The 20,927-nt window shown below is 60.5% G+C and carries 21 protein-coding genes and 1 pseudogene; 10 read left to right on the top strand and 12 right to left on the bottom strand.

Going from position 1 to position 20,927, the window contains the following annotated elements:
- Positions 1-64: 64 nt before the first annotated feature.
- A complete protein-coding gene (locus ACWNC0_RS00830; RefSeq protein WP_449468913.1) occupies positions 65-1,024 on the top strand; it encodes a hypothetical protein in 960 nt (319 codons plus the stop codon).
- A 47-nt stretch (positions 1,025-1,071) separates the two neighbouring features.
- Here ACWNC0_RS00830 and ACWNC0_RS00825 read toward each other — a convergent pair whose 3' ends face one another.
- The 5 genes from ACWNC0_RS00825 to ACWNC0_RS00805 all read right to left on the bottom strand — a co-directional run bounded on the left by ACWNC0_RS00825 (position 1,072) and on the right by ACWNC0_RS00805 (position 6,165).
- Complete coding sequence (locus ACWNC0_RS00825; RefSeq protein WP_449468912.1) at positions 1,072-2,073, bottom strand: hypothetical protein; 1,002 nt, start codon at positions 2,071-2,073, stop codon at positions 1,072-1,074.
- Positions 2,074-2,107: 34 nt separating this feature from the next.
- On the bottom strand, positions 2,108-2,923 hold the full coding sequence (locus ACWNC0_RS00820) for an enoyl-CoA hydratase/isomerase family protein (protein WP_449468910.1): 816 nt from the start codon (positions 2,921-2,923) through the stop codon (positions 2,108-2,110).
- Between the two features lie 23 nt (positions 2,924-2,946).
- Positions 2,947-3,912, bottom strand: coding sequence for an alpha-ketoacid dehydrogenase subunit beta (locus tag ACWNC0_RS00815; RefSeq protein ID WP_449469832.1), 966 nt, complete (start codon positions 3,910-3,912; stop codon positions 2,947-2,949).
- Positions 3,913-3,991: 79 nt separating this feature from the next.
- Positions 3,992-4,975, bottom strand: a complete 984-nt coding sequence (locus ACWNC0_RS00810; protein ID WP_449468908.1) for a thiamine pyrophosphate-dependent dehydrogenase E1 component subunit alpha — start codon at positions 4,973-4,975, stop codon at positions 3,992-3,994.
- 23 nt (positions 4,976-4,998) lie between these two features.
- Positions 4,999-6,165 carry an acyl-CoA dehydrogenase family protein gene (locus tag ACWNC0_RS00805; RefSeq protein ID WP_449468906.1) on the bottom strand — a complete coding sequence of 389 codons (1,167 nt, stop codon included), beginning with the start codon at positions 6,163-6,165 and terminating at the stop codon, positions 4,999-5,001.
- Between the two features lie 196 nt (positions 6,166-6,361).
- On the opposite strand from ACWNC0_RS00805, the gene ACWNC0_RS00800 reads away from it, so the two are divergent.
- The 4 genes and pseudogenes from ACWNC0_RS00800 to ACWNC0_RS00785 all read left to right on the top strand — a co-directional run bounded on the left by ACWNC0_RS00800 (position 6,362) and on the right by ACWNC0_RS00785 (position 9,639).
- Positions 6,362-7,759: a phosphotransferase family protein gene (locus ACWNC0_RS00800; RefSeq protein WP_449468905.1), complete on the top strand. Its 1,398-nt coding sequence runs from the start codon at positions 6,362-6,364 to the stop codon at positions 7,757-7,759.
- A pseudogene (locus tag ACWNC0_RS00795) lies at positions 7,759-8,304 on the top strand (epoxide hydrolase family protein); the annotation flags it as partial. The gene ACWNC0_RS00800 and the pseudogene ACWNC0_RS00795, both read left to right, overlap by 1 nt.
- Positions 8,305-8,429: 125 nt before the next feature.
- On the top strand, positions 8,430-8,894 hold the full coding sequence (locus ACWNC0_RS00790; RefSeq protein ID WP_449469864.1) for a hypothetical protein: 465 nt from the start codon (positions 8,430-8,432) through the stop codon (positions 8,892-8,894).
- A gap of 49 nt (positions 8,895-8,943) precedes the next feature.
- Positions 8,944-9,639: a 2-oxo acid dehydrogenase subunit E2 gene (locus ACWNC0_RS00785; protein ID WP_449468903.1), complete on the top strand. Its 696-nt coding sequence runs from the start codon at positions 8,944-8,946 to the stop codon at positions 9,637-9,639.
- 87 nt (positions 9,640-9,726) lie between these two features.
- On the opposite strand, the gene ACWNC0_RS00780 is transcribed toward ACWNC0_RS00785, so the two are convergent.
- The 3 genes from ACWNC0_RS00780 to ACWNC0_RS00770 form a co-directional block, all read right to left on the bottom strand.
- A complete protein-coding gene (locus ACWNC0_RS00780; protein ID WP_449468902.1) occupies positions 9,727-11,166 on the bottom strand; it encodes an aromatic ring-hydroxylating oxygenase subunit alpha in 1,440 nt (479 codons plus the stop codon).
- Between the two features lie 26 nt (positions 11,167-11,192).
- Complete coding sequence (locus ACWNC0_RS00775; RefSeq protein ID WP_449468901.1) at positions 11,193-11,942, bottom strand: SDR family NAD(P)-dependent oxidoreductase; 750 nt, start codon at positions 11,940-11,942, stop codon at positions 11,193-11,195.
- 102 nt (positions 11,943-12,044) lie between these two features.
- Positions 12,045-12,851, bottom strand: coding sequence for an enoyl-CoA hydratase/isomerase family protein (locus tag ACWNC0_RS00770; RefSeq protein WP_449468900.1), 807 nt, complete (start codon positions 12,849-12,851; stop codon positions 12,045-12,047).
- 203 nt (positions 12,852-13,054) lie between these two features.
- Between ACWNC0_RS00770 and ACWNC0_RS00765 the strand changes: the two genes are divergently transcribed.
- From ACWNC0_RS00765 to ACWNC0_RS00750, 4 genes are all read left to right on the top strand, one after another.
- A complete protein-coding gene (locus tag ACWNC0_RS00765) occupies positions 13,055-13,579 on the top strand; it encodes a MarR family winged helix-turn-helix transcriptional regulator (protein ID WP_449468899.1) in 525 nt (174 codons plus the stop codon).
- Positions 13,580-13,692: 113 nt separating this feature from the next.
- Positions 13,693-14,490 carry an enoyl-CoA hydratase/isomerase family protein gene (locus ACWNC0_RS00760; RefSeq protein ID WP_449468898.1) on the top strand — a complete coding sequence of 266 codons (798 nt, stop codon included), beginning with the start codon at positions 13,693-13,695 and terminating at the stop codon, positions 14,488-14,490.
- Between the two features lie 101 nt (positions 14,491-14,591).
- Entirely contained in the window at positions 14,592-15,797 is a 1,206-nt protein-coding gene (locus ACWNC0_RS00755) for an acyl-CoA dehydrogenase family protein (RefSeq protein WP_449468897.1), read from the top strand.
- 4 nt (positions 15,798-15,801) lie between these two features.
- On the top strand, positions 15,802-16,917 hold the full coding sequence (locus ACWNC0_RS00750) for an acyl-CoA dehydrogenase family protein (RefSeq protein ID WP_449468896.1): 1,116 nt from the start codon (positions 15,802-15,804) through the stop codon (positions 16,915-16,917).
- Here the strand turns inward: ACWNC0_RS00750 and ACWNC0_RS00745 are convergent.
- Genes ACWNC0_RS00745 through ACWNC0_RS00730 form a run of 4 tightly spaced genes read right to left on the bottom strand, consistent with a single transcriptional unit; the run spans position 16,914 to position 19,750 of the window.
- Positions 16,914-17,339: a nuclear transport factor 2 family protein gene (locus ACWNC0_RS00745; protein ID WP_449468895.1), complete on the bottom strand. Its 426-nt coding sequence runs from the start codon at positions 17,337-17,339 to the stop codon at positions 16,914-16,916. The two genes, ACWNC0_RS00750 and ACWNC0_RS00745, sit on opposite strands and share 4 nt — an antisense overlap.
- Before the next feature lie 26 nt (positions 17,340-17,365).
- Positions 17,366-18,160, bottom strand: coding sequence for a ThuA domain-containing protein (locus ACWNC0_RS00740; protein WP_449468894.1), 795 nt, complete (start codon positions 18,158-18,160; stop codon positions 17,366-17,368).
- A 21-nt stretch (positions 18,161-18,181) separates the two neighbouring features.
- On the bottom strand, positions 18,182-18,943 hold the full coding sequence (locus ACWNC0_RS00735) for an SDR family NAD(P)-dependent oxidoreductase (RefSeq protein WP_449468893.1): 762 nt from the start codon (positions 18,941-18,943) through the stop codon (positions 18,182-18,184).
- A 24-nt stretch (positions 18,944-18,967) separates the two neighbouring features.
- Positions 18,968-19,750, bottom strand: coding sequence for a glucose 1-dehydrogenase (locus ACWNC0_RS00730; RefSeq protein ID WP_449468891.1), 783 nt, complete (start codon positions 19,748-19,750; stop codon positions 18,968-18,970).
- Between the two features lie 245 nt (positions 19,751-19,995).
- Here ACWNC0_RS00730 and ACWNC0_RS00725 point away from each other — a divergent pair, with 245 nt between their 5' ends.
- Positions 19,996-20,898 carry an SDR family NAD(P)-dependent oxidoreductase gene (locus ACWNC0_RS00725; protein WP_449468889.1) on the top strand — a complete coding sequence of 301 codons (903 nt, stop codon included), beginning with the start codon at positions 19,996-19,998 and terminating at the stop codon, positions 20,896-20,898.
- The last annotated feature ends 29 nt before the right edge of the window (positions 20,899-20,927 follow it).

Raw genomic sequence — 20,927 nt, 5'->3', positions numbered from 1 at the left:
GTATCGCCATATCTATGGTCGACAGGGTGCCTTTGCGCCCTTTTCCCGCTTTTTGGAGGCGATTATGCTCCTGCACGAAGATTACCCCCACACAGTTCCAGCCCGAGCCTGGTTGCGTTGGAAAGAAAATTACTTCTGGGTCTTCATGGACCCCGATCGCGACCTATGCTGCCTTGCGCATAGTACGGCAGAGCCGACCTTTGACCGGGCTTTTGCATCTTTTACGGTGCTGCATAAGGGTGTGAAGGTCAGCCACAGCGGCGAGGTTCCCCTGCCCCAGCCGTTCGAACATCAGAAGCTGCTGCGCTATGGCAATCAGACGGTGCATTTCCTGAAGCCGCAGGAAGAGTTTCTTGTTGAATATGAGGACGAAAATGTTGCGGCATCGCTGCGGTTTACCCGGCGCATGCATCTGTTCGACTTCCTCGCCTGCGCGGACGTCAATCCTGACCAGTTCTCTATTTCAGAGAATACCGCGCTCGATAGATCCGGCTTTCGCCATCAGGGTCAGTGCATGAATGCCACCGGCAAGGTGACGTTCAAGACAGGTGAGCTTGCGGGCGTGTCTGTTGACGTGGATGGGTCGGGCTATCGCGACCACAGCTGGGGCATGCGCAATGACCAGATCGTGATGGATCACAATTGGTCCTTCTTCAATTTCCCGTCCATGGGCTTTCACCTTTTCACGGTGCGCAACATCGTTCGTCCTGAGAATATGACAGCCGAAGGCTATATTGCGCGGCCGGAGGGGAATGAGGTGATCAAGACGCTCAGAATCGAGAATGTCGGCGAAGGGCCGGAAGGGATGCCCGACAAGGTCATATTCCATACCATCACCCTCGGCGGCGAGAAATTCACCCTGACCGCTGATGTCGGCAACGCCTTCGCCCGCCTGCCGCTGCATTCGCAGAAGCCCGGTGATAAGGTCTATTATAATGTCGAAAATATGTGCCGGGTGCGATGTGAAGAGACCGGCGAGGAAGGCCTGGCAAATATCGAGATCGGCACATTGAAGGAGGTATGAAGCGCTGACGCGCCATCCGGCTGGAATATGCCGGATGGCGCGTGCCTCTAAGCCTCCCGTATGTGAGCGCCGGGGATCGTCCGTTCGTAGCAGCCGTAACCTTTCACCTTCCCGTTGAGGAGGAGGCTGACGGACTGCTCGTCAACCACGCGCGTCGGACCCGGATCGGTAGGATAGACACCGACATATGTGTCGTTGGGCGAGGCGAGCGACAGGTAGGAGCTGCCGTGGAATGCGGCCGTGTCGATGACCAGCGTGCCGTTCTCATAACTCAGCACCGTCCGGATCAGCTTTTGGTCGTCATCCACATGGTTGCATCGTTCGATCCGTTCGATCTTCGCTTCGAAGCTCTTGCCATCCTCGTAGATGACTGCCTCTGAAAACACGACCTGCTCGCCCTGATCGATCTCTGCATCGAAGAGCAGGAAGGACAAGCCGTTTTCAAAATAGCCCTGAAACCACTGATGGCTGTGCAGATTGCGGTTGTCGCGCCCGCCAAGGCTGTGATCCCGGTTGGCCATCGCGTTGAAAGAGAATTGCTCACTGCCGACGCGGATTGATCCGGAAAGAAGACCGGGCTGTTCGATGTGGCCAGCGGGGAGAAATTCCTGCAACGCGCCCACCTTATGGAGATCCCAGATGTCGGCCGTCGATGTGAAGGTCAGGTCGAACGAAGCAGGCGTGCGTCGTCCGTCTCCCACCAGCCCGTCGAGCATCTGGGCGGCGGGAACGCGCATCACGCCACCGTTGAAGCGGTAAGTCAGCTTGCGCCCAGGCTCCACGATCCGCACCGCCAGATGAGGGCCGCCCGGCCCGTCCTCAGCGGCATGGGCATTGCCGATCGCTCGATGGGCGATCACCGTGTTGTCGGGCAAGCGGATGATAACGACCTCACGAAAGAGGGTTAGGTCATGATGCCAACGGCCGATGTGGAACCAGAGGCCCACGCCCGATTGCGGATCGAACCCGGCGAGGCAGAAATTCTCGCTCCAATTGTCGATATCGGGAAAGGCGCCCTCCCAGGGCGTTTCCTTCAGCGGGATGTGCATGATCTTCTCCAACGCAGGGGGAGCGCCCACGCCTTTAGCGGACGGAGGGAAACACCGGCGCGCGCTTTTCGAGAAAGGCTGTCACGCCCTCTTCGAAATCAGCGTCGCCGACGCAGGCGACGATGCCGTCTGTTTCTGCATCAAGGACCTGCGCAAGGCTGCGCGCGGCCGCTTCATTGACCAGCTTTTTCGCGGCCACGACGGCGCGCTGCGGCGCCTGCGCGAGGCGGCGGGCGATCTTCATCGCTTCCCCTTCCAGCGCTTCTGCTTCAACGATCTTGTGGAGCATGCCCAACCGGTGCGCTTCAGCGGCATCGACCTTTGCCCCCGTCAGCAGCAGCATGCGGGCCATGCGCGTTCCCACCACCTGCGGAAGCACCGCTGTCACGCCGCCATCGGGACTGAGTCCGACACGCTGGTGGGCGAAGACGAAAGTCGCGCTTTCGTCGCCAATCGCATAGTCGGCGATCAGGGGGTAGAACAGTCCCGCGCCCGCGACCGCTCCCCGTACCGATGCAAGGATTGGCCGATCGAACGCGACGACGGCCTCCACCAAGTGTCGGGCCAATGGCAGCCGGCGAGCGAAATCCGCTTGCCGCACCGCCACCTCCTGCTTGATCGAGTCCGCAAAGCTCGCGACGTCGCCGCCTGCCGAAAAAACCTTGCCCTCGCCCCGGACCAGGATGCACCGCACGGTTCGATCCGCCTGTGCCGCGCGGAAGAGTTCGGTCATCAGCGGCACCATCGCCTTGGGGATGGCGTTGCCTTGTTGCGGCCGGTTGAATGACAGACGCAGGACGCCATCTTCCAAATCGACCAGATAGCTTTCGTCCGGCGCCGACTGAAGCATGCCCGATATTCCTTCCCTGCTGATCAGGCCAGCGCTTTGCGAACGGCTGCCTGGATCGTATCGGCGCTGGGCGCGAACGCCTGCTCCAGCGGTTTGGAAAATGGCACGGCGCAATAGGCTGCGCCTACGCGCTGGACCGGGCCTTTAAGCGTGCCCCACAGTTCCTCGGAGATGACCGATGCGATTTCGGCGCCGATGCCGAACTGCTTCACCGCCTCATGCACGACAACCGCCCGGCCGGTCTTGCGCACGGAGGCAAGCACGGTTTCACGATCCCAGGGCGAGATGGTGCGAAGATCGATGACCTCGACCGAAATCCCTTCCGTTGCCAGCATGTCGGCTACCGCGAGGCTTAGCGTTACCATCAGCGAATGCGCGATGATCGTCACATTGGCGCCTTCGCGAGCGATGCGCGCCTTGCCGATCGGCACCAGCTGCTTGGTCACCGGCGCGGGGGTCCAGTAGCTTGGCATATTCTCGATGAACAGCACCGGGTCGGGGTCGTCGATCGCCGCCCGTATCAGGCCATAGGCATCATCGGGGGTTGAAGGCGCGACCACCTTTATGCCTGCCGTATGGGCGAACCATGCCTCAAGATAGTCACTATGCTGGCCGCCGGTCGAGAAGCCCGACCCCGTCATGGTGCGGATGACCATCGGCACGCCGGTCTGGCCGCCCGACATGAAGCGAAGCTTTGCCGCATGGTTGAAGATCATGTCCATCGGGACCGCGATGAAGTTCATCAGCATGATCTCGGCCACCGGCTTGTACCCGCCCACGGCCGCGCCGATCGCCGCGCCGATGATCGCCTGTTCGGATATGGGGGTGGATTTGACGCGCTCTTCGCCGAAGCGGGTGGACAGACCCTTGGTCACGCCCATGACGCCGCCATCCTGCGGATCGGCAACATCTTCGCCAAGGACGATCACCTTGGAATCGGCCTCCATGGCATCGTGAAGCGCCAGGTTGATGGCTTCCACCATCGTCATCTTCTTGGGTTCGGTGTCCTGCGACGCGGGTGAAGCCTGCGCGGCGGATGCAGTGATTGTGTCGGTCATTGCCATTACCTCAAGCGATTTCTTCAGCGAACACGTCACGCTTCAGTTCGGCGACGTCTGGGAAGTCTGCGGCCATGGCGGCTTCGATCGCCGCCACGATCCGGCTGTCGGCATCCCGTTCGATCTCAGCCAGATCCGCTTCCGTCGCGATGCCTTCGGATAGCAGCCGGGCGCGCAGGACTGGCATCGGGTCCTTGGTCTGCGCCTCGGCATAGATGTTTTTATCCATGTAATGGCCCGCCTCACCGAGGATATGGCCATTGAAACGGAAGGTCATGGCCTCGATCAGCGTCGGCCCCTCCCCCGCCCGGGCACGTTCGATCGCGACCTTGGCAGCTCCGTACATCTCATCCGGGTCGTTCCCGTCCACGGTCACGCCGGGCATGCCGTAAGCCGCAGCCCGATCCGAGATGCGATCGATCGCGCGCGAATATTCGGGGGCCGTATGTTCGGCATAATGGTTGTTCTGGCACAGGAAAATGACAGGCAGCTTCCACACGGCGGCCATATTCATCGATTCATGGAAAGCGCCGATGTTGGTCGCCCCATCGCCAAAGTTCGCAACGGATACCCGGTTCCGGCCGTCGAGCTTCGCTGCCCAGCCAAGGCCGGTGGCGATCGGCATGGACGATCCCACGATGCCGGTCGTCACCATCATGCCCTTTCCAGGGCAGGTCAGGTGCATAGGCCCACCCTTGCCCTTGCACGTGCCGGTTACCTTGCCTGCAAGTTCCGCCCATAGCTCATCCAGAGGAAAACCCTTGGCGAGCATGTCGTGGATGCCGCGATAGATGGTGCAGATATAATCGTCATCATCCAGGCTGACGGAAATCGCCGAGGGGATGATTTCCTGCCCGCGTGGGCTGTAATAGGGCATCACCAGCTTGCCCGCCATCATCTGCTTGATGACATGTTCGTCATTCTGCTTGATGAGCGTTGCCTTGCGATAGATTTCCAGGAGCGTTGCCGCGTCTGGTTTTGGCCAATTGGACATGTCATCCACTCCAGCTGATTTTCTTAATAGGACTTCGGCAGATCCAGGACTTTTTCGGCGATGAAGCTCAGGATCAGTTGCTCGGTGATCGGCGCGATCCGCATCAGGATTGACTCGCGGAACAGCCTTTCCACCTGATATTCGGTCGAATAGCCCATGCCGCCATGCGTCATGACGGCGCGAGTGCAAGCGTCAAAGGCAGCGCGGCCGCCCAGGAACTTGCCCGCATTGGCCTCCGCGCCGCAGGATTTACCCGTGTCATACAGGTGCGCCGCCCGCATGATCATCCAGTAGGCGGATTCCAGATAGGTCCAGTTTTCCGCCAGTGGATGTTGGATGCCCTGATTCTGGCCGATATAGCGGCCGAACACCTTGCGCTCGCCGGCATATTTGGCCGCTCGCGCCAATGCTCCCCGGCCCAGCCCGACCGCCTCAATGCCAACGAGTATGCGTTCGGGATTGAGGCTGTGCAGGATATAGTGGAACCCCTTGCCCTCTTCGCCGATCCTGTCCTCGTCCGGCACAAAATAATCATCGATGAAGGTCGCGTTGGAATCCACCGCGTTCCGGCCCATCTTGGGGATACGGCGCACCTCAATCTGACTTTTGTCGAGGTCGGTGTAGAACAGCGTCATGCCGTCCGTGGGCTTCTTGCATTGTTCCTTGGGCGTCGTGCGGGTCAGCAGCAGGATTTTGTTCGCGACCTGCCCGGACGATGTCCAGATTTTGCGGCCAGTGACGCGATATCCGCCCGGCACCTTCGTCGCGAAGGTCTTGATGCTTGTGGTGTCGAGCCCGGCGTCCGGCTCCGTCACGCCGAAGCAGGCGCGATCCGTGCCCGCAATCAGCGGTTCGAGCATCCGCTTCTTCTGCTCGGCCGTGCCGTGAACCACCACGGCATGGGGGCCGAAGATGTTGAGGTGGATCGTGCTCGCCGCCGAATAGCCGCCTGCGCTTGCCGACACTTCGTGCATCATGATGGCGGCTTCGGTTACGCCCAGATTGGCGCCGCCAAATTCCTCCGGCATGGTGATGCCCAACCATCCGGCATCAGCCATCGCCTTGTGGAATTCGGATGGGAAGGTCTTTTCATCTTCGCAGCGGGACCAATAATCGTCGCCGAACTGGTCGCACACCTTCCGCACACTGTCACGGATGGCTTCCTGTTCTTCTGATAAGCTTATATCCACTGCACTGCTCTCTTTGCGCGGGGCTTGCCGATTCAAGCGCGCCCAAACATTGGTACGCGATATTACTATATGCTCCACTCCCTATGTCAAGCGCGCTGAGGGGTGGCGCGGAAAAGGATGGATTTTGACCTCCTGCAATGCGTCTGTTGATTAATATGTCATCGTACCATATGCATGCGCTCTAAAGAGGAGGCCAATGACAAACGCACGTCATATTTGGGCCGTGGCCGAAGCCTTGCAGCGAGAGGTCCGCCCCTTCGTCACCGACAGCGATGCACGCGCCACGCTGGACAATGGCATACGAGTCCTGACCGCTACGGCCAATGGATTGGAAATGGGGCCTTCTGCCTTCATGGACTCGCCCAGTCCGGTGCAGCTCGTTGACACAGACCGATTAGGAGGCCCCGCTGAAAACGCCGCCGCCTATCGAACGACGGGCGCGGTCATCACAGACGTGGCCGGATGTCTGGACCGGGGCGATCAACTTACCGCTTTCAGGGACGCGATAGCCGGTGAGCGCGGACTTCTGGAGTCAGCCGTCGCGCGCATGGACGATGTCGAGCGTGCGCCACCCCGGCAGATGGGAGCGGATAAGGACTCCATCGATCCCAAAAGATTGGAAGCCTATCTCCGACAGCGAACAGGACGCGAAGGATTGCGCGTCGATTCGTTCAAGCTGGTCGTCGGCGGCAGATCGCGCCAGACGGCGCTCCTTGGCCTAACAGATATGGGTGATCTGCCTGCCCGGCTGGTCATCCAGCGCGGCATCCCCAATCTTGCGACCGATGACAGCTTCCTGGACGAGCTGACACAGTTCAATTTGCTTGACCTGCTGCATAAGGCGGGCATGCGCGTGCCAGCCCCGGTTATGGTCGAAACGGACCCCGCGTGGCTCGATGCCCCCTTCATGCTGGTCGAGCATGCCCCGGGCACGACAGCGCAACCGGAATATTGGCTGCCAGTCGCTGACCGCAATGTAGTGCTGGATCTGGCCAGGCAGATGGCGATCCTGCACAAGCAGCCGGTCGAAGAGGTGGGACAGGGCCTGCGCCCTTCGCGCAGTTCATTCGACACTGAAAGCTGGCAGGCGGAACTGGCAGAGATGGCGAGCGAATGGCACGCCCTTGCCCGCTGGCCTTCCATTACCATGTCGGCCGCCATTTCCTGGCTGCGCGCCAATGTCGACTGTCTGGATGACCGGCGATCGATCGTCCACAATGACATGATTTTTCATAATGTTCTGGCTGAGAACGGCAACATCACCGCGGTTCTTGACTGGGAGCAGGCGGCGATCGGTCATCCGGGTGAGGACCTTGGCTATTGTTACCCGGTCGTAATCGCGGCGACTGACTGGGAAAGTTTCATGGATGCCTATCGCGCTGCGGGCGGCCTGGACATTCCGCAGAGGCAGATTGATTATTTCGCTCTACGTGCCGGATTACGGCTCATGAATCTGGTGCTCAAGGGCGGACGCGATACCTTTGAGAAGGGTCTGAGCGACGACATATTGGTTGCAAGCGCAGGGGCGCATTTCACCCAGCGGCTGATGCACCGCATCGCCCTGGTGTTGCATTCCGTGTTGGAGCGTTCGTGATGTCCCTCGTAGAACCGTTCGCGCTTCACGTTCCGCAGGAGCAGCTTGACGATCTGGGCCAGCGGCTGGAGCGGACGCGCTGGCCGGATGAGGAGCCTGTATCAGGCTGGGAACAGGGCGTCCCGTCAGCCCGGCTGCGGGTTCTGGTCGATCATTGGCGGACAAATTATGATTGGCGGAAATGCGAGGCGCTGCTTAACGGCCTTGGCCAGTTCCGCACGCGCATCGACGGGCTGGACATCCATTTCCTCCACATCCGTTCGGCCGAGCCGGACGCGATGCCGCTCCTGCTGACACATGGCTGGCCTGGTTCAGTGCTGGAGTTCCGCAACGTCATCGGCCCGCTGACCGATCCGCTTTCCCATGGCGGGAAGGCTTCAGACGCATTCCACCTCATCATACCCTCTCTCCCCGGTTATGGGTTTTCCGAAAAGCCTCCCGTCAGTGGTTGGGGAGTGGAACGGATCGCCAAAGCGTGGGCCGAGTTGATGCGGCGGTTAGGGTATGAGCGTTATGTGGCGCAGGGCGGCGACTGGGGTTCGTTGGTGACGATGTGCCTCGCGGTCGATGAACCTGCGGAGCTGGCGGCTGTCCACTTCAACATGCTCTCAATCGTTCCACCCGATCTGGGGACTCTCTCGATCCTGAAGCGCAGACGGCGCTGGAGTCGATGCGGCAGTTTAATGACGTGGAATCCGCCTATGCCCGGCTTCAGGCGACCAAGCCGCAAACGATCGGCTTTGCGCTGGCGGACTCCCCGATCGGCCAGGCAGCGTGGATTTATGAAAAGCTGCAACGCTGGTCCGATTGCGACGGCGTACCCGAAAGCGTCTTTTCTCTGGACGAGATGCTGGACAACATCACCCTTTATTGGCTGACCAACAGCGGCGCGTCGTCCGCGCGGCTTTATTGGGAAAGCATGAGCGGCTTCCGGCCCAGAAATGTCCGGGTGCCGCTGGGTTACAGCCACTTTCCGCGGGAGATCATCTGGCCTGCCCGCGCATGGGCGGACCGTTACTTTGAAAACATCATTCACTGGAACAATGTCGATAAGGGCGGCCACTTCGCCGCCTGGGAACAACCCGACATCTTCGTGCGCGAACTCCGCGACTGCTTCCGGGCGCTCCGCGGCTGACTGCATGTCCGGCGAAGCGCGATCCAATCACTGATATTGAGGGCATATAATGGCGTCTGAGAACATACTCCCCCTGACGGGCATCAGGGGAATCATCGCGCAGAAGATGAGTGAAAGTCTGCAAAAGACAGCCCAGCTCAGCTTCTTCTGCGACATTGACGCATCCGCGCTGGTCGCTGCGCGCAACAGTTGGAAAGCCGCCGACACGAAATTGGGCTATGAAGATCTGATCATCGCCGCACTGACATCCATCCTGCGCGATTTTCCCCTGTTCAATGCGGTGGAGACGGATCGCGGCGTGGAACCGCAGGAGCAGATTCACGTCGGTTGCGCGATCGCGCTGCCCGGCGCGCTGGTCGCACCGGCCATTTTCGATGCAGGCAACCTTTCCCTGCCCGACATTGCGGAGCGACGCGCGGACTTGGTGGCGCGGGCCAGGGTGAACAAGCTCACCATCGCCGAACTCACAGGCGCCACGGTGACGGTCACCAATCTGGGCCTGACGCGCGTCGAGCATTTCACGCCGATCCTCAGCTATCCTCAGCAAGCGATCATCGGCCTGGGGCGCATGACAGCGAAGCCTTGGGTAGCGGAAGATGGCGAGACCATAGTGGTGAGGCCGGTTATGGGCTTGTCGCTGACCGTCGATCACCGGATCATTGATGGCGCTCCTGCGGGCGATTTCCTCACCCGTTTGGCGCAGGAACTGGAAAGCGGCGCTGCCTTCTCTCCTCCTACGATCTGACCCGCAGCTGACAAGAAAGGGGCCGCGTATCATCCGATGCACGGCCCCTTTGGCCTTACCATGCCATTTCTGGCGAAATAGCGTGGCTCAGCCCCCCTTTTTGCCTTCAAGATAGAGATCCAGCTCAGCATAGAAATGCTGAATGCGGCGCTCCTGCTCGGAAAAGACGATGGTGCCGTTCAGTCCCTTTGATCGCATGCCGCGCTGCATCGTCACCATGTTGGCGATGTCCTGCTCGACCACTTCACCTGCCATGGGGTTTTCGTGGGTGGAACGACGGATCGGGGGGCGAACCTTGCCCGAAACATCGACGTCGTCCTCCACGCCCATATAGGCTGGCGGCCGCCGACCTTCCGCCAGCTTGGCAGACAAGACGAAGACGTCCTGATATCCGCGTTCCGGGTCGGTCGGATGAGGCCGGAACCGCTGGAGCAATATGCCTTCGGGATGCATGTTCATCGTCACGTTCGGGAACAGCGACGGGTTCCAGTCATCGGTCAGCTGATTGTCGGTATAGCCGGAATAATCCACGCCAAAGGGATTGTTCTCGCTCCGCTTGGCCTGCTGCAACGTCCGACGGACATGCCGCGCATCGCCTTTAAGCGCAGACATCTTCACGCCCGCTTCCTGAAGAAAATAGGCGAGACCGACATTGACGAAGCGATTGTCCGGCCAGCGAGGGCTGACAGAGCCTACCGAGAACAGATTGCGATTATGCCCGTTACGGTAGAAGTCGTACTGGACATAATGGTCATCGACATAGGGTTTGATCTGGGGATGCGTCGCGTGCGCGTGGTACGTCTCATTGAACGCCGAGTACATCGTCTTCCAGTTTGCGGGGATATCGACCGTCAAATGCTTGACGACGAACATCTCCTCAATCTTGTAGGAAGCCAGCATCGGCAGAAGATCGGCGTAATATTCCTCAAACGGCATCGGATTGGGATTCATGCTGACGAACACCAATCCGCCCCATTCCCTGACATGGACCGGGGTCAGGTCCAGGTTCTGGCACAGCGCCTCCTCGCGGAATGTCTCCCGGTCGGTCACGCGTACATTCTTACCGTTCAGGTTGAACCGCCAACTGTGCACGATGCAGGTAAAGGACGTGGCGCCGTGGCCGAAATCATCCTGTACCAGCTCATTCCCACGATGTTTGCATACATTGTAGAAGGCCGCCACGCCTTCCTTGTTGCGGACAATGATCATGGACTGCTTGCCGACGTCAAACCGGAACCAGTCGCCGACATTAGGGATATCGCTGGAAACCCCCGCCAGCAGCCAGACCTTGCTCCACAACCGCTCCTCCTCGGCCGCCATGACCGCCGGGTCGATGGACCTGCTGGTTTTGACGGTGCGATAATCAGCGATATTAGGATGGAGGTCTTCCAGACGCCAAGGCGACTTTTTTTCAAAGTCGGCGGTGACTTCCCCCGGCTCCAGGATAAAGCTTTCCGGATCAGACAGTTGTTCTTTAATCGGACGGTCGTTGAACCGGATTTCCGCGTAGCGAGCATTGGCCGCCATTTATCTTACTCCTGAGTACCCCCGGATCAGAACTGGACACGCTTCGTAAAGCCGCCGTCGATGACCAGATTGGCCCCCGTAACGTAGCCGGCTGCCGGGCTCGCGAGGAACGCGATCGACTTCGCAATCTCCTCCGGTGATCCCAGACGTCCCATCGGAATCTGGGCAACGATGCCGTTATAGAGGTCCGGCATGAGCGCCTTGGCCCCTTCCCAGTTGCCGCCTGGATAGCTGATCGGGCCGGGCGTCACCATGTTGACGCGCACGCCCTTCGCCGCCCAAACCTGCGACAGCTGCTTCCCGTAGGTGATCAGCGCCGCCTTGATAGCATTGAACGCCTGAGGCATCAGGAATGTCTCGATTGCAGCGGTGCTCGACATGAAGATGACAGAGCCAGCTTGCGACTTTTCAAGATATGGCTCGAGTGCTTCGCATGCATCGACCGCGCCCAGCATGTCGATACGATAGCTTTCGTCCCAGTCCATGGCGCCTTGCGCGCCCGATGAGCTGATCGAATGGATGAATATGTCGCACCCGCCAAGTTCTTCGGCAAGGCCCGTCAGCATCGCCTTATACCCTTCGCGATCCTCCAGCGTGAATTCTCGTGTGACGGCCTTGCCGCCCAACTCGCTGTTGAATTCCTCCAGCGCGTCTCCGTTGCGCGAGAAGAGGCCCAACTGCGCGCCTTCCGCAGCGAACAGTTCGGCGGCGGCGCGGCTGATCCCGCGGGTCGCGCCGCCCATGATGACCTTCAATCCTGACAAGCCCAGATCCATGAACCCTCTCCCATTTTTGGATAATGACGGGCAAAGCCGGACGACCGGCCTCTGCACCCAATCATCATTACTATGCTAGCATACTATTTTCAATAGCCGACATTAGTCATTTTTCCAGTAAAGTTGATCCATGCCTTCGCCAGCGTCGAAGCGCGCCTGAATCGCCTTCATGCTGGCCACGCTGTCGGGGTGCGCGAACAGCCCCTGGCTGATCAGCTGGTCGTTCTCGATGCCCTGGCTCTGGTTGAGGTCTTCCGCCTCACCCAGCATCTTCTTCATCCCGGCGACCGACTGCGGCGGGAGCGACGAGATATGCCGGGCGAGCGCAAGCGCCTCCTCGACTGCTTTGCCTTTCGGAACCACGCGATTGAGGCCGCCAAGCTCATATAGCCGTTGCGCGGTCAGGGGGCGCCCTGTCAGGACGACTTCGGCAGTGGCCGTCCGTCCTATCAGACGCATCAGGCGGGACGTTCCGCCGATCCCGGTGCCTGCGCCAATGGCTACTTCCGGCTGGCTGAAGCGCGCTTGCTCCTCAGCAACCCGCAGGTCGCATCCCCAGCCCAGCTCACAACCGCCGCCCGATGTGTCACCGTTGATCGCGGCAATCGTGACCGCAGGTCCACGGTTGAGAAGCTGAAGCGAGCGGAACCACCCGGCCGGGTCGCCGGTAGCGGCCTTCCCTTCGACCAGATTCACGATGTCGCTCAGATAGGCATGTTCGAGCCAATGCCCCTCCATGGATGACGCGAGCACGATGACGCGGGCCTTTTGCTCAATCGCCGCCTCCAACGCGTCCGCAAGCAGGCTCACCGTGGCGCAGGTGGTAAGGCTTCCCGATACGCCGCCATCGCCCACCGTGATCAATGCGATGCCCTCAGCGGGCCATTGCGTGTCCACATTTCCCTTCACGTGCTTCTCTCCTGATTCTGGCAGATCGCGTTTGAGTATCGCTCAACGCTCCTTGACAATCGTCACTACAATATGGCGCATAAACATACAAATGTCATTTATTGATGCAGGCAGGGCCATGATGCAAGATGATGAGACAAGGCCACCGCCAAACGTCGGCATGATTCGCAGCGGCATCCGGCACGAAACAAAGGGGGATGAGGGTGGCGAGAAGCAGTGACAAGATGAAGCGGGCGGAAAATCCGGATAACGACGCGCAACAATGCTCATTCCCGATGTTCAAGAAGACATTGGCATATCAGGCGCAATTGCTGGCCCGTATCACGCAAGCGGATTATCTTGAGAGAATCAGGATGACAGGAATAGCGCCCGCGCAAGCCTATGTTCTTGGAGAATTATGGCTGGAAGAACCTCTCTCTCAGGTAGAATTGTCGCGAAGACTCGAGATTGGCAAAGCCACAATCGGACAGACGCTTCAGAGGCTTGAGAAAGCAGGCATAATAGAGCGGCGGCGGGTCGCGGCCGATCGGCGACTGGTAATGGTCCATCTGACCGCCAAAGGGCAGACATTGCACCAGCCGTTGAAGATTGGCGCGGTGGAGCAGGACGAGCTGCTCGTGCGAAAGCTGGGGTCCGAACGAATCGCTATGCTGACGGACCTGCTGGAGGAATCAAACCGACTCCTGTCGGGCAGCTTGCCGCTCGGACAAACGGAGATATTGGAATGACGCAAATTCTGCGCCGTGCGCATATTTTTGCGGTCGATAGTATGCTAGCGTTCTAAATTATGTTATCTGGTTGTTACAAGGCCGAGCGAACCCAAGCATCCCTGGGAGAGAACATGAAGTTCGAGCATTATGAAACCCTGGCTTTCGAGCGTGAGGGACGGGTTTTGACCATCAGGATGAACCGCCCGGACGTGATGAACGCCGTCAGTTCCGCTCTCCATGAGGAAATGGCCCGCGTCTTCTTCGACGCTGCGGACGATCCCGAAAGCGACATCATCGTCCTGACCGGATCAGGCAACGCCTTTTCCGCAGGCGGCGACCTGGAGTGGCTGGAAGACCAGGCCGCAGGCCGCCGTGAACCATTCGTCAATGATGCAAAGAGCATGCGGCGCATCGTCATGGGCCTGCTCGACTGCCCTAAGCCGGTGATCGCAAAGGTAAATGGCGACGCGATCGGATTCGGCGCGTCCATTGCCCTATTGTGCGACATCGTCATCGCCGCCGATCATGCCCGGTTCGCCGATCCCCATGTCAAGCTGGGCCTCGTGGCCGGTGACGGGGGCGCCCTGATCTGGCCGCAACTGATCGGTTTCGGCAAGGCGAAGCATTATCTGCTGACCGGCGAGGCAATCGGCGCGGTGGAGGCGGAAAGATGCAATCTGATCAGCTTCGTGGTTCCGGCGGCCGAACTGGACGGCTATGTCGCCAAATATGCGGAACGCCTCGCTCGCGGCGCGCAATCGGCGATACGCTACACCAAATCGGTCACCAACATCGCCCTGCGGCAATTGTTCAGTTCGGTGTTCGAAGCTGGCGTCGCTTATGAAGGACTGGCGACCTACACCGCCGATTTCGGCGAAGCGTTGCGCGCGGTTCGGGAAAAGCGGCATCCGTCCTTCACTGGCCGTTGATCGCGGCTCGAAGGATTGGGCGCTTTCCATCTTGCGTTCCCCTGCATTACGTATGTATGCATATGGTATTGACACACACTATTTAGGGCTAGGTTGAGCCGATGGATCCCGCCTACAGTGAAGATGATAAGGCGTTCAGAGCTGAAATCCGAGCGTTTGTGGAAGCCAACCTTCCAGCGGAGCTCGCCCGGCGCGGCCGCCACGACTTTCATCCCCACCGCGAGGATCAGGCGGCCTGGACGCGCATTCTCGCCGAGCGGGGATGGTCGATGCCGCACTGGCCCGCCGCCCATGGCGGTCCCGGCTGGAGCGCGGTTCAGCGGTTCATCTTCGAGGATGAGACGCGCCGCGCCTATGCGCCAACCGCAGACCGGATCGGTGCCGAACTGGTCGCGCCTGTCATCTACACCTTTGGTTCCGAAGAGCAGCGGCAGGCCTATCTTCCCGGCATAAGGCTGGGCGAGACATTCTGGGCGCAGGGATTTTCGGAGCCGGGCGCGGGTTCCGATCTGTCCTCGCTGCGCACGCGCGCGGTGAGGGATGGCGACCATTATGTCGTCAACGGGCAAAAGACCTGGACCACCGAGGGTCATCATGCCGACATGATGTTCATGCTGGTGCGGTCCAACCCTGACGTCAAGCCGCAGGCTGGCATATCGTCGCTGGTCGTGGACCTGAAGACGCCCGGCATCACCCGCCGCCCGATCTGGACACTGGACGAGGGATTGACGGTCAACGAATTCTTCTTCGACGATGTGCGCGTGCCGGTGGAAAACCTCATCGGAGAGGAAGGGCAAGGCTGGACCCACGCCAAGTTCCTGCTGGGGAATGAACGCACCAATAGCGCCGAAGTCCCGCACACCCGGCGTGACATCGCGCAGCTTCGCGAAATCGCCCGTATCGAGAGGAAGAACGGGCGTCCGTTGATCGAAGACCCGCTCTTTCGCGCGAAGCTGGCCCGGATAGAGATCGACACGAAGTCGCTGGAAATCGCGGTGCTGCGCGCACTGACATCCGACAATCACGGCAGCGCGTCCGTCGCGTCTTTGGTCAAGGTTCGCGGGTCGGAACTGCGCCAGCGCGTGGCCGACCTCGCCGCCGAAGCCTTGGGCGATTATGGCATAGCCGTCAGCACCGATGGCGATGCGGAATATCCCCTGTACGATCAGGACCATGGCGTCAGCCCCACGCCGGAACATGGCATCGGCGTCGCGGCCAAGGCGATGTTCCGCCGCGCAACCACCATCTATGGCGGGGCGAACGAAATTCAGCGCACCCTGATCGCCAAGACCGTCCTGGAGCTGTGACATCATGGATTTCAACTATACAGCCGAGCAGGACGCTCTGCGGGACAGCGTCCGGCGCTTCGTCGAACGGGAATATGACTGGGAAAAGCGGTTCGCCATCATCCGATCGGCGGACGGAGCCGCGCCGGATCATTGGGGAGCCTTTGCCGAACTCGGCTGGCTGGGCGCGGGACTGACGGAAGAGGCGGGCGGTTTTGGCGGCGGCGTCACAGAAAATGCGCTGATAGCCGAGGAACTGGGGCGCGGTCTGGTGACCGAACCCTTTGTCGGCCATGTCCTCGCCACCCAATTGCTGGCGACCATTGGATCGGACAGGGCGAGCGCCATGCTCGCGGACCTGATCATGGGCGAGAAGCGCGCCGCTGTCGCCTTGCAGGAGCCTCAGGGGCGTGGCGACTGGCGGATTGTCGAAACGCGCGCGGAAGGTTCGGGGTCCTCGCGGCTCCTCACCGGGGTCAAATCTCTGGTCGAGGGCGCGAGCCACGCAGACTGGCTCCTCGTGACCGCTCGGCATGACGATCGGGTCGGCATTTATCTGGTTAAACAGGGTCAGGCTGGTGTCGATCTGCGCCCTTATCGTACCCTGGACAATCGGCGGGTCTGCGACATCCATCTGGAGGGTGCGTCAGCCGAATTACTCATGGAGGGCGCTGAGGCCGAACGTGCGGTCGCGCTGGCCGTTGATCATGCCATCCTTGCCGTTTGCGGCGAAGCGCTGGGCATCATGGACGCTGCGCTCTGGGCGACGCGCGATTATCTCAAGGTCCGCAAGCAGTTCGGCACGAGCATCGGCAATTTCCAGGCTCTTCAGCATCGCATGGCAGACATGCTGATAGAGGTGGAGATGACGCGCTCCGCGCTGTTCAATGCGCTGGGAGCGATGGAAGAAGAAGAGGCGATCAGGACCGCCGCCGTGTCAGCGGCCAAGGTTCAGGCGTCTACGGGAGGGCTGTTCGTCGGACAGCAGGCGATCCAGCTTCACGGCGGGATCGGCGTGACCGAGGAACTGAACATCAGCCACCATTATCGCCGCCTCTTCGTCATCGCGCGGCAGTTTGGCGACGCAGACCTGCATCTTGCTCGCTTTGCCCACGCTACGGATGAGGTGGAAGGTCGTTAGGATTGGGCAACATCGCGAAACCGGGCGACGTCCTGATTTCCCGCTTCACGCAGCGTGACGAGGCCCATCTCCTCGATCAGCCATTCCCCGTCTGCCAGCCGAAAGCCATAAGATAGCAGGCCCCAAAGCTCATGAAGCGGCGGCGTCAACTCTTCGCAACTGGCCCAGCCATAGCGTTTTGCCCGCAGGGTCGCATGTTCGGCCGTCACGGAAACGATCGGGTTGAGCAACATGTGGCAGGACATCTTGGCGGGAGGATTGAGCGACGCGATTCCTGCCACCAACTCGTCCACAGGCACGACCGCAGCCTCATCGCCTACCAGAACCCCTATCCTCACAATGACCATGGGCGTGAAACTGCGTCTTACGCGCCGCCAATCTTTCGCATCAACGGCTTCGTCGAGCGCATATGCGGCTTTCAAGACCGCTTCGATAGGGTTGGGATGGGTCATGGCGCGCTAACCGACATGCGCGCGCCCCAGCGGATCGCCCGCCGGATGACTTCCATATAGACTCGATTATCCCACGGTCCGACCTGCGGCTCAATCTCCGCGATAAAGGGTTGCATGTCATATCGTCCACAGCTGTGGCCCGGCGCCAGGAACAGCGCCTCGCCCGCGCCGTGACGATGCAGCACCGCTTGCGGACGCGGCGCATCCTCTAGCCATGGCCCCTTCACATAGCCGGGGGCATCGCCAGTATAGTGGGACTCGAGCAAGATTTCGCTCTCCCCTCGCAGTTCCAGAATATAGGGTTCGTCCACCACCTCGAAAGGCGGCAGGCCCGCTACGATCGGGTGGTCGGATACGGAGCGCACGGTAAAGGGCTGGGGCGCGAGGTGGGAGAGAAAGCGGCAGCCCAGCAAATCCATATAGGCCGGATGTCGGTCTGGCGTGTCCGTAAGACCGGGCAGTTTTATGCCGCCAATCTCCACCGCTGGGCCGGAAAACTCGATGTACGCCGCGCTGCCGTGGACGGCGAGCCATCTTCCGCCGCGCGCCAGGAATTGCTCCAGTTCTGACAGCGCTTCGCCAGTGGGGAAGATGTTCGTCGTGTAGGTCACCAGAAAATCAGCGGTCCTCAGCGCGTCCAGATCATGAAAATCGTTGGTGCATGTCGTCCTGATGCGCTCATGCTCCCCGAGCTGCTCCAGCAGGCGGCGGCGCACCATGTCGAAATCATGAAAGTTTCCACCAATTACGAGCAACGCCCGCACGATGCCGCTTGCCGGTTCATCCTTCATTGCTTTTCCCTTGCCATCGCTTCAGTTCCAGTTCGCCTGACCGCCATCCACCGGGATCGTCGCGCCGGTGATGTAGGCGGCATCTTCGCTCGCGAGGAAAAGGACCGCGCGTCCGATATCGGACTGGGGATCACCGATCCGCCGCATGGGGATGGTGGACAGATAGGCGTCCGGTCCCTCCGGCTTGGCGTCCAGCCAGGCGAGCATGGCGGGCGACCCGGCAAGTGGCGCGATATTGTTCACGCGGATGCCGTCTGGTCCCCATTCGGATGCCGCCGCCCGCGTTATTGCGCCGATCGCCTGTTTCGCGGCCGAATAGGCGGCGGTCCCGCTCGTGTCCCAGTTTACGGCGGTCGAAGAGACGATGTTGATGATCGCTCCGCCGCCGCGCCGCTTCATATGGGGATGAACCGCCTTCATCATGCGGAACGCCGCGAACGGTCCGCTCTCGAAGGTCAGCAAAAGCCCCTCATCATCGATGTCGAGCAGCGGCGCCAGCACCGCCTGCTGTGCATTGTTGACCAGAATATCGATGCCGCCATGCCGATCGGCGGCATAGGCGACGAAAGCCTCTATGTCCGCCGCGTTCCTCACATCGGCGGTTGGAGCCACATCCGACTGGCCGCCCGCAGCCGCTATCTCGGCTTGCACGGCGTCCAGCTTGGCCTTTGTGCGGCCTGCTAATATCACGAGCGCTCCGCCCGCCGCCAAAGCCAGGGCGATACCCCGCCCTACACCCTGCCCCGCTCCCGTGACGAGCGCGATCTTGCCGGTGATATTCATACGACTAACCTTTCTCTTCCCCCATCAATATTGCGCAGACTGACCACCATCGATCGGGATGACAGCGCCGTTCACGAATGATGAGTCGGCGGACAGCAGGAAGGCCACGACCGACGCGACCTCGTCTGGAGCGCCCATGCGGCGCATCGGATTATGCGCGACGAACTGCGCGGCAGCTTCCTGCCAGTCATCGGGATTTATCTGGCGCAGCGATGCTTCGACCAATGGCGTCAGAATAGCGCCCGGAGCAACCGCGTTGATGCCGAGGCCCATCGCGCCATATTCCAGCGCTGCGTTGCGGGTCAGGCCCACGATCGCATGCTTGCTGGCGGTGTAACCGGCCTGCCGCCCCGAGCCGCGAATACCCAGCGCGGAGGCGGTATTGACGATCCGGCCATGCCCCTGCCCCGCCATCACTTTCAGCACATGTTTCAGGCCCAGCAGGACACCTTTGGCATTGACCGCCATGATGCGATCGAAAAATTCGGCATCGACATCCTCGGTCGCCACCTGCCGGTCTTCGATGCCCGCATTGTTAAAGAAACCGTCGATCGTGCCGAAGCGGGCCACGGTCTTTTCCACATAGGTGCGCACCTGATCTTCCTGCGACACATCAGCTTGCGCCAGGAGAATTTCTGCCTCCGGACAAAGCTCCAGGATGGCGCCGTTCGTTTCTTCCAGACCCTTGGCGTTCACGTCGACCAACGCCAACTGCGCGCCATCCTGCGCACAGCGGATTGCTGCCGCCCGGCCAAGGCCCGAACCCGCGCCCGTGATGATGATGACCTTCCGTTCCAACCTTCCCATTGCCGCCTCTCCCACCGGGCCTTCCCCTGTCTGCTGAACATTGCCGCAGCCACCAATACACGACGTATGTCACTTTTATTCCTGTGACACCGCCCTCGGTGCTGACAGATGTTGCATAAACGATCTAAAGCATATAGTACGCATACGGATTAGATGCGTAAAGAGGCAAGGACGGGCTAGGCGTACGCGACGCTCGTTCGGCCACCGCGCACAAACATATTTCCTAGGTAAGCAAGGAAGAGGGCATGAGTTTTCTAGAAGGCAGAGTGGCGATCGTTACGGGCGGCGGGCGTGGTGTCGGCCGCACCTATGCGCTCAAGCTTGCACAGCATGGGGCGAAGGTCGTGGTCAACGATCTGGGCGGCGACGCAGCGGGCAGCGGCGGCGAGGATTTGACCCCCGCGCAAGAGGTCGTCAATGAGATCAAGGCTCTGGGCGGCGAGGCCATCATCAACGGCGGCGACGTTTCCAACTGGGATAATGCCCGGGAGATGGTCAGCCAGGCCGTCGAAACCTTCGGCCGCCTCGACATCCTCATCAACAATGCGGGCATCCTGCGCGACCGCATGCTGGTTAACATGACCGAGGAGGAATGGGACATCGTGGTCAAGGTGCATCTGAAGGGCACCTTCGCACCCACGCACCACGCCGCCAATTACTGGCGCACCGAAAGCAAGGCGGGGCGCCAGCCGGACGCCCGTGTCATCAACACCACGTCGCACTCGGCCCTGTTCGCCAATATCGGTCAGGCGAACTATGCCGCAGCCAAGGGCGGCATTGCGAGCTTCAGCCAGGTTGCCGCACGCGAATTGCAGCGGATCGGTGTCACCGTAAACGCTATCGCGCCGCGAGCGGAAACCCGCATGACGGCGGGGTTGCGCGAATGGACGCCCGAGCAGTTGGAACGCCGCGACCCCGAATGGATCGCGGGATTCGTCGCCTGGCTCGCCAGCGCCGAGGCAAGCAAGGTCAGTGGCCGCGTCTTCGAAGTCTGGGGTTACGGCATCACCGTCGCCGAAAGCTGGCAGCATGGTCCGAGCTGCGAAGCGTCGAAGGACCCGACCGTGCTCGGCGAACGCGTCTCCAAGATTTTGAAATTCGCGCGTTCGAACGCCGGGATCAACCCGGGCGAATGGCTCGACCCCTGATAGCAGGGTGACGGCGGCGGGCCGTCGAA

It is taken from the genome of Sphingobium chungangianum, from assembly GCF_977014255.1.
Note: the sequence above shows the minus strand (reverse complement) of the source record. Positions and strands in the feature narration are given on the sequence as shown.

What these genes read in the sequence shown, in the direction of transcription:
- ACWNC0_RS00830 (WP_449468913.1), top strand. Translation starts at nt 65, where the DNA reads ATGCTCCTGCACGAAGATTACCCCCACACAGTTCCAGCCCGAGCCTGG.
- ACWNC0_RS00825 (WP_449468912.1), bottom strand. Translation starts at nt 2,073, where the DNA reads ATGCACATCCCGCTGAAGGAAACGCCCTGGGAGGGCGCCTTTCCCGAT.
- ACWNC0_RS00820 (WP_449468910.1), bottom strand. Translation starts at nt 2,923, where the DNA reads ATGCTTCAGTCGGCGCCGGACGAAAGCTATCTGGTCGATTTGGAAGAT.
- ACWNC0_RS00815 (WP_449469832.1), bottom strand. Translation starts at nt 3,912, where the DNA reads ATGACGATGGTGGAAGCCATCAACCTGGCGCTTCACGATGCCATGGAG.
- ACWNC0_RS00810 (WP_449468908.1), bottom strand. Translation starts at nt 4,975, where the DNA reads ATGTCCAATTGGCCAAAACCAGACGCGGCAACGCTCCTGGAAATCTAT.
- ACWNC0_RS00800 (WP_449468905.1), top strand. Translation starts at nt 6,362, where the DNA reads ATGACAAACGCACGTCATATTTGGGCCGTGGCCGAAGCCTTGCAGCGA.
- ACWNC0_RS00790 (WP_449469864.1), top strand. Translation starts at nt 8,430, where the DNA reads ATGCGGCAGTTTAATGACGTGGAATCCGCCTATGCCCGGCTTCAGGCG.
- ACWNC0_RS00785 (WP_449468903.1), top strand. Translation starts at nt 8,944, where the DNA reads ATGGCGTCTGAGAACATACTCCCCCTGACGGGCATCAGGGGAATCATC.
- ACWNC0_RS00780 (WP_449468902.1), bottom strand. Translation starts at nt 11,166, where the DNA reads ATGGCGGCCAATGCTCGCTACGCGGAAATCCGGTTCAACGACCGTCCG.
- ACWNC0_RS00775 (WP_449468901.1), bottom strand. Translation starts at nt 11,942, where the DNA reads ATGGATCTGGGCTTGTCAGGATTGAAGGTCATCATGGGCGGCGCGACC.
- ACWNC0_RS00760 (WP_449468898.1), top strand. Translation starts at nt 13,693, where the DNA reads ATGAAGTTCGAGCATTATGAAACCCTGGCTTTCGAGCGTGAGGGACGG.
- ACWNC0_RS00755 (WP_449468897.1), top strand. Translation starts at nt 14,592, where the DNA reads ATGGATCCCGCCTACAGTGAAGATGATAAGGCGTTCAGAGCTGAAATC.
- ACWNC0_RS00750 (WP_449468896.1), top strand. Translation starts at nt 15,802, where the DNA reads ATGGATTTCAACTATACAGCCGAGCAGGACGCTCTGCGGGACAGCGTC.
- ACWNC0_RS00740 (WP_449468894.1), bottom strand. Translation starts at nt 18,160, where the DNA reads ATGAAGGATGAACCGGCAAGCGGCATCGTGCGGGCGTTGCTCGTAATT.
- ACWNC0_RS00735 (WP_449468893.1), bottom strand. Translation starts at nt 18,943, where the DNA reads ATGAATATCACCGGCAAGATCGCGCTCGTCACGGGAGCGGGGCAGGGT.
- ACWNC0_RS00730 (WP_449468891.1), bottom strand. Translation starts at nt 19,750, where the DNA reads ATGGGAAGGTTGGAACGGAAGGTCATCATCATCACGGGCGCGGGTTCG.
- ACWNC0_RS00725 (WP_449468889.1), top strand. Translation starts at nt 19,996, where the DNA reads ATGAGTTTTCTAGAAGGCAGAGTGGCGATCGTTACGGGCGGCGGGCGT.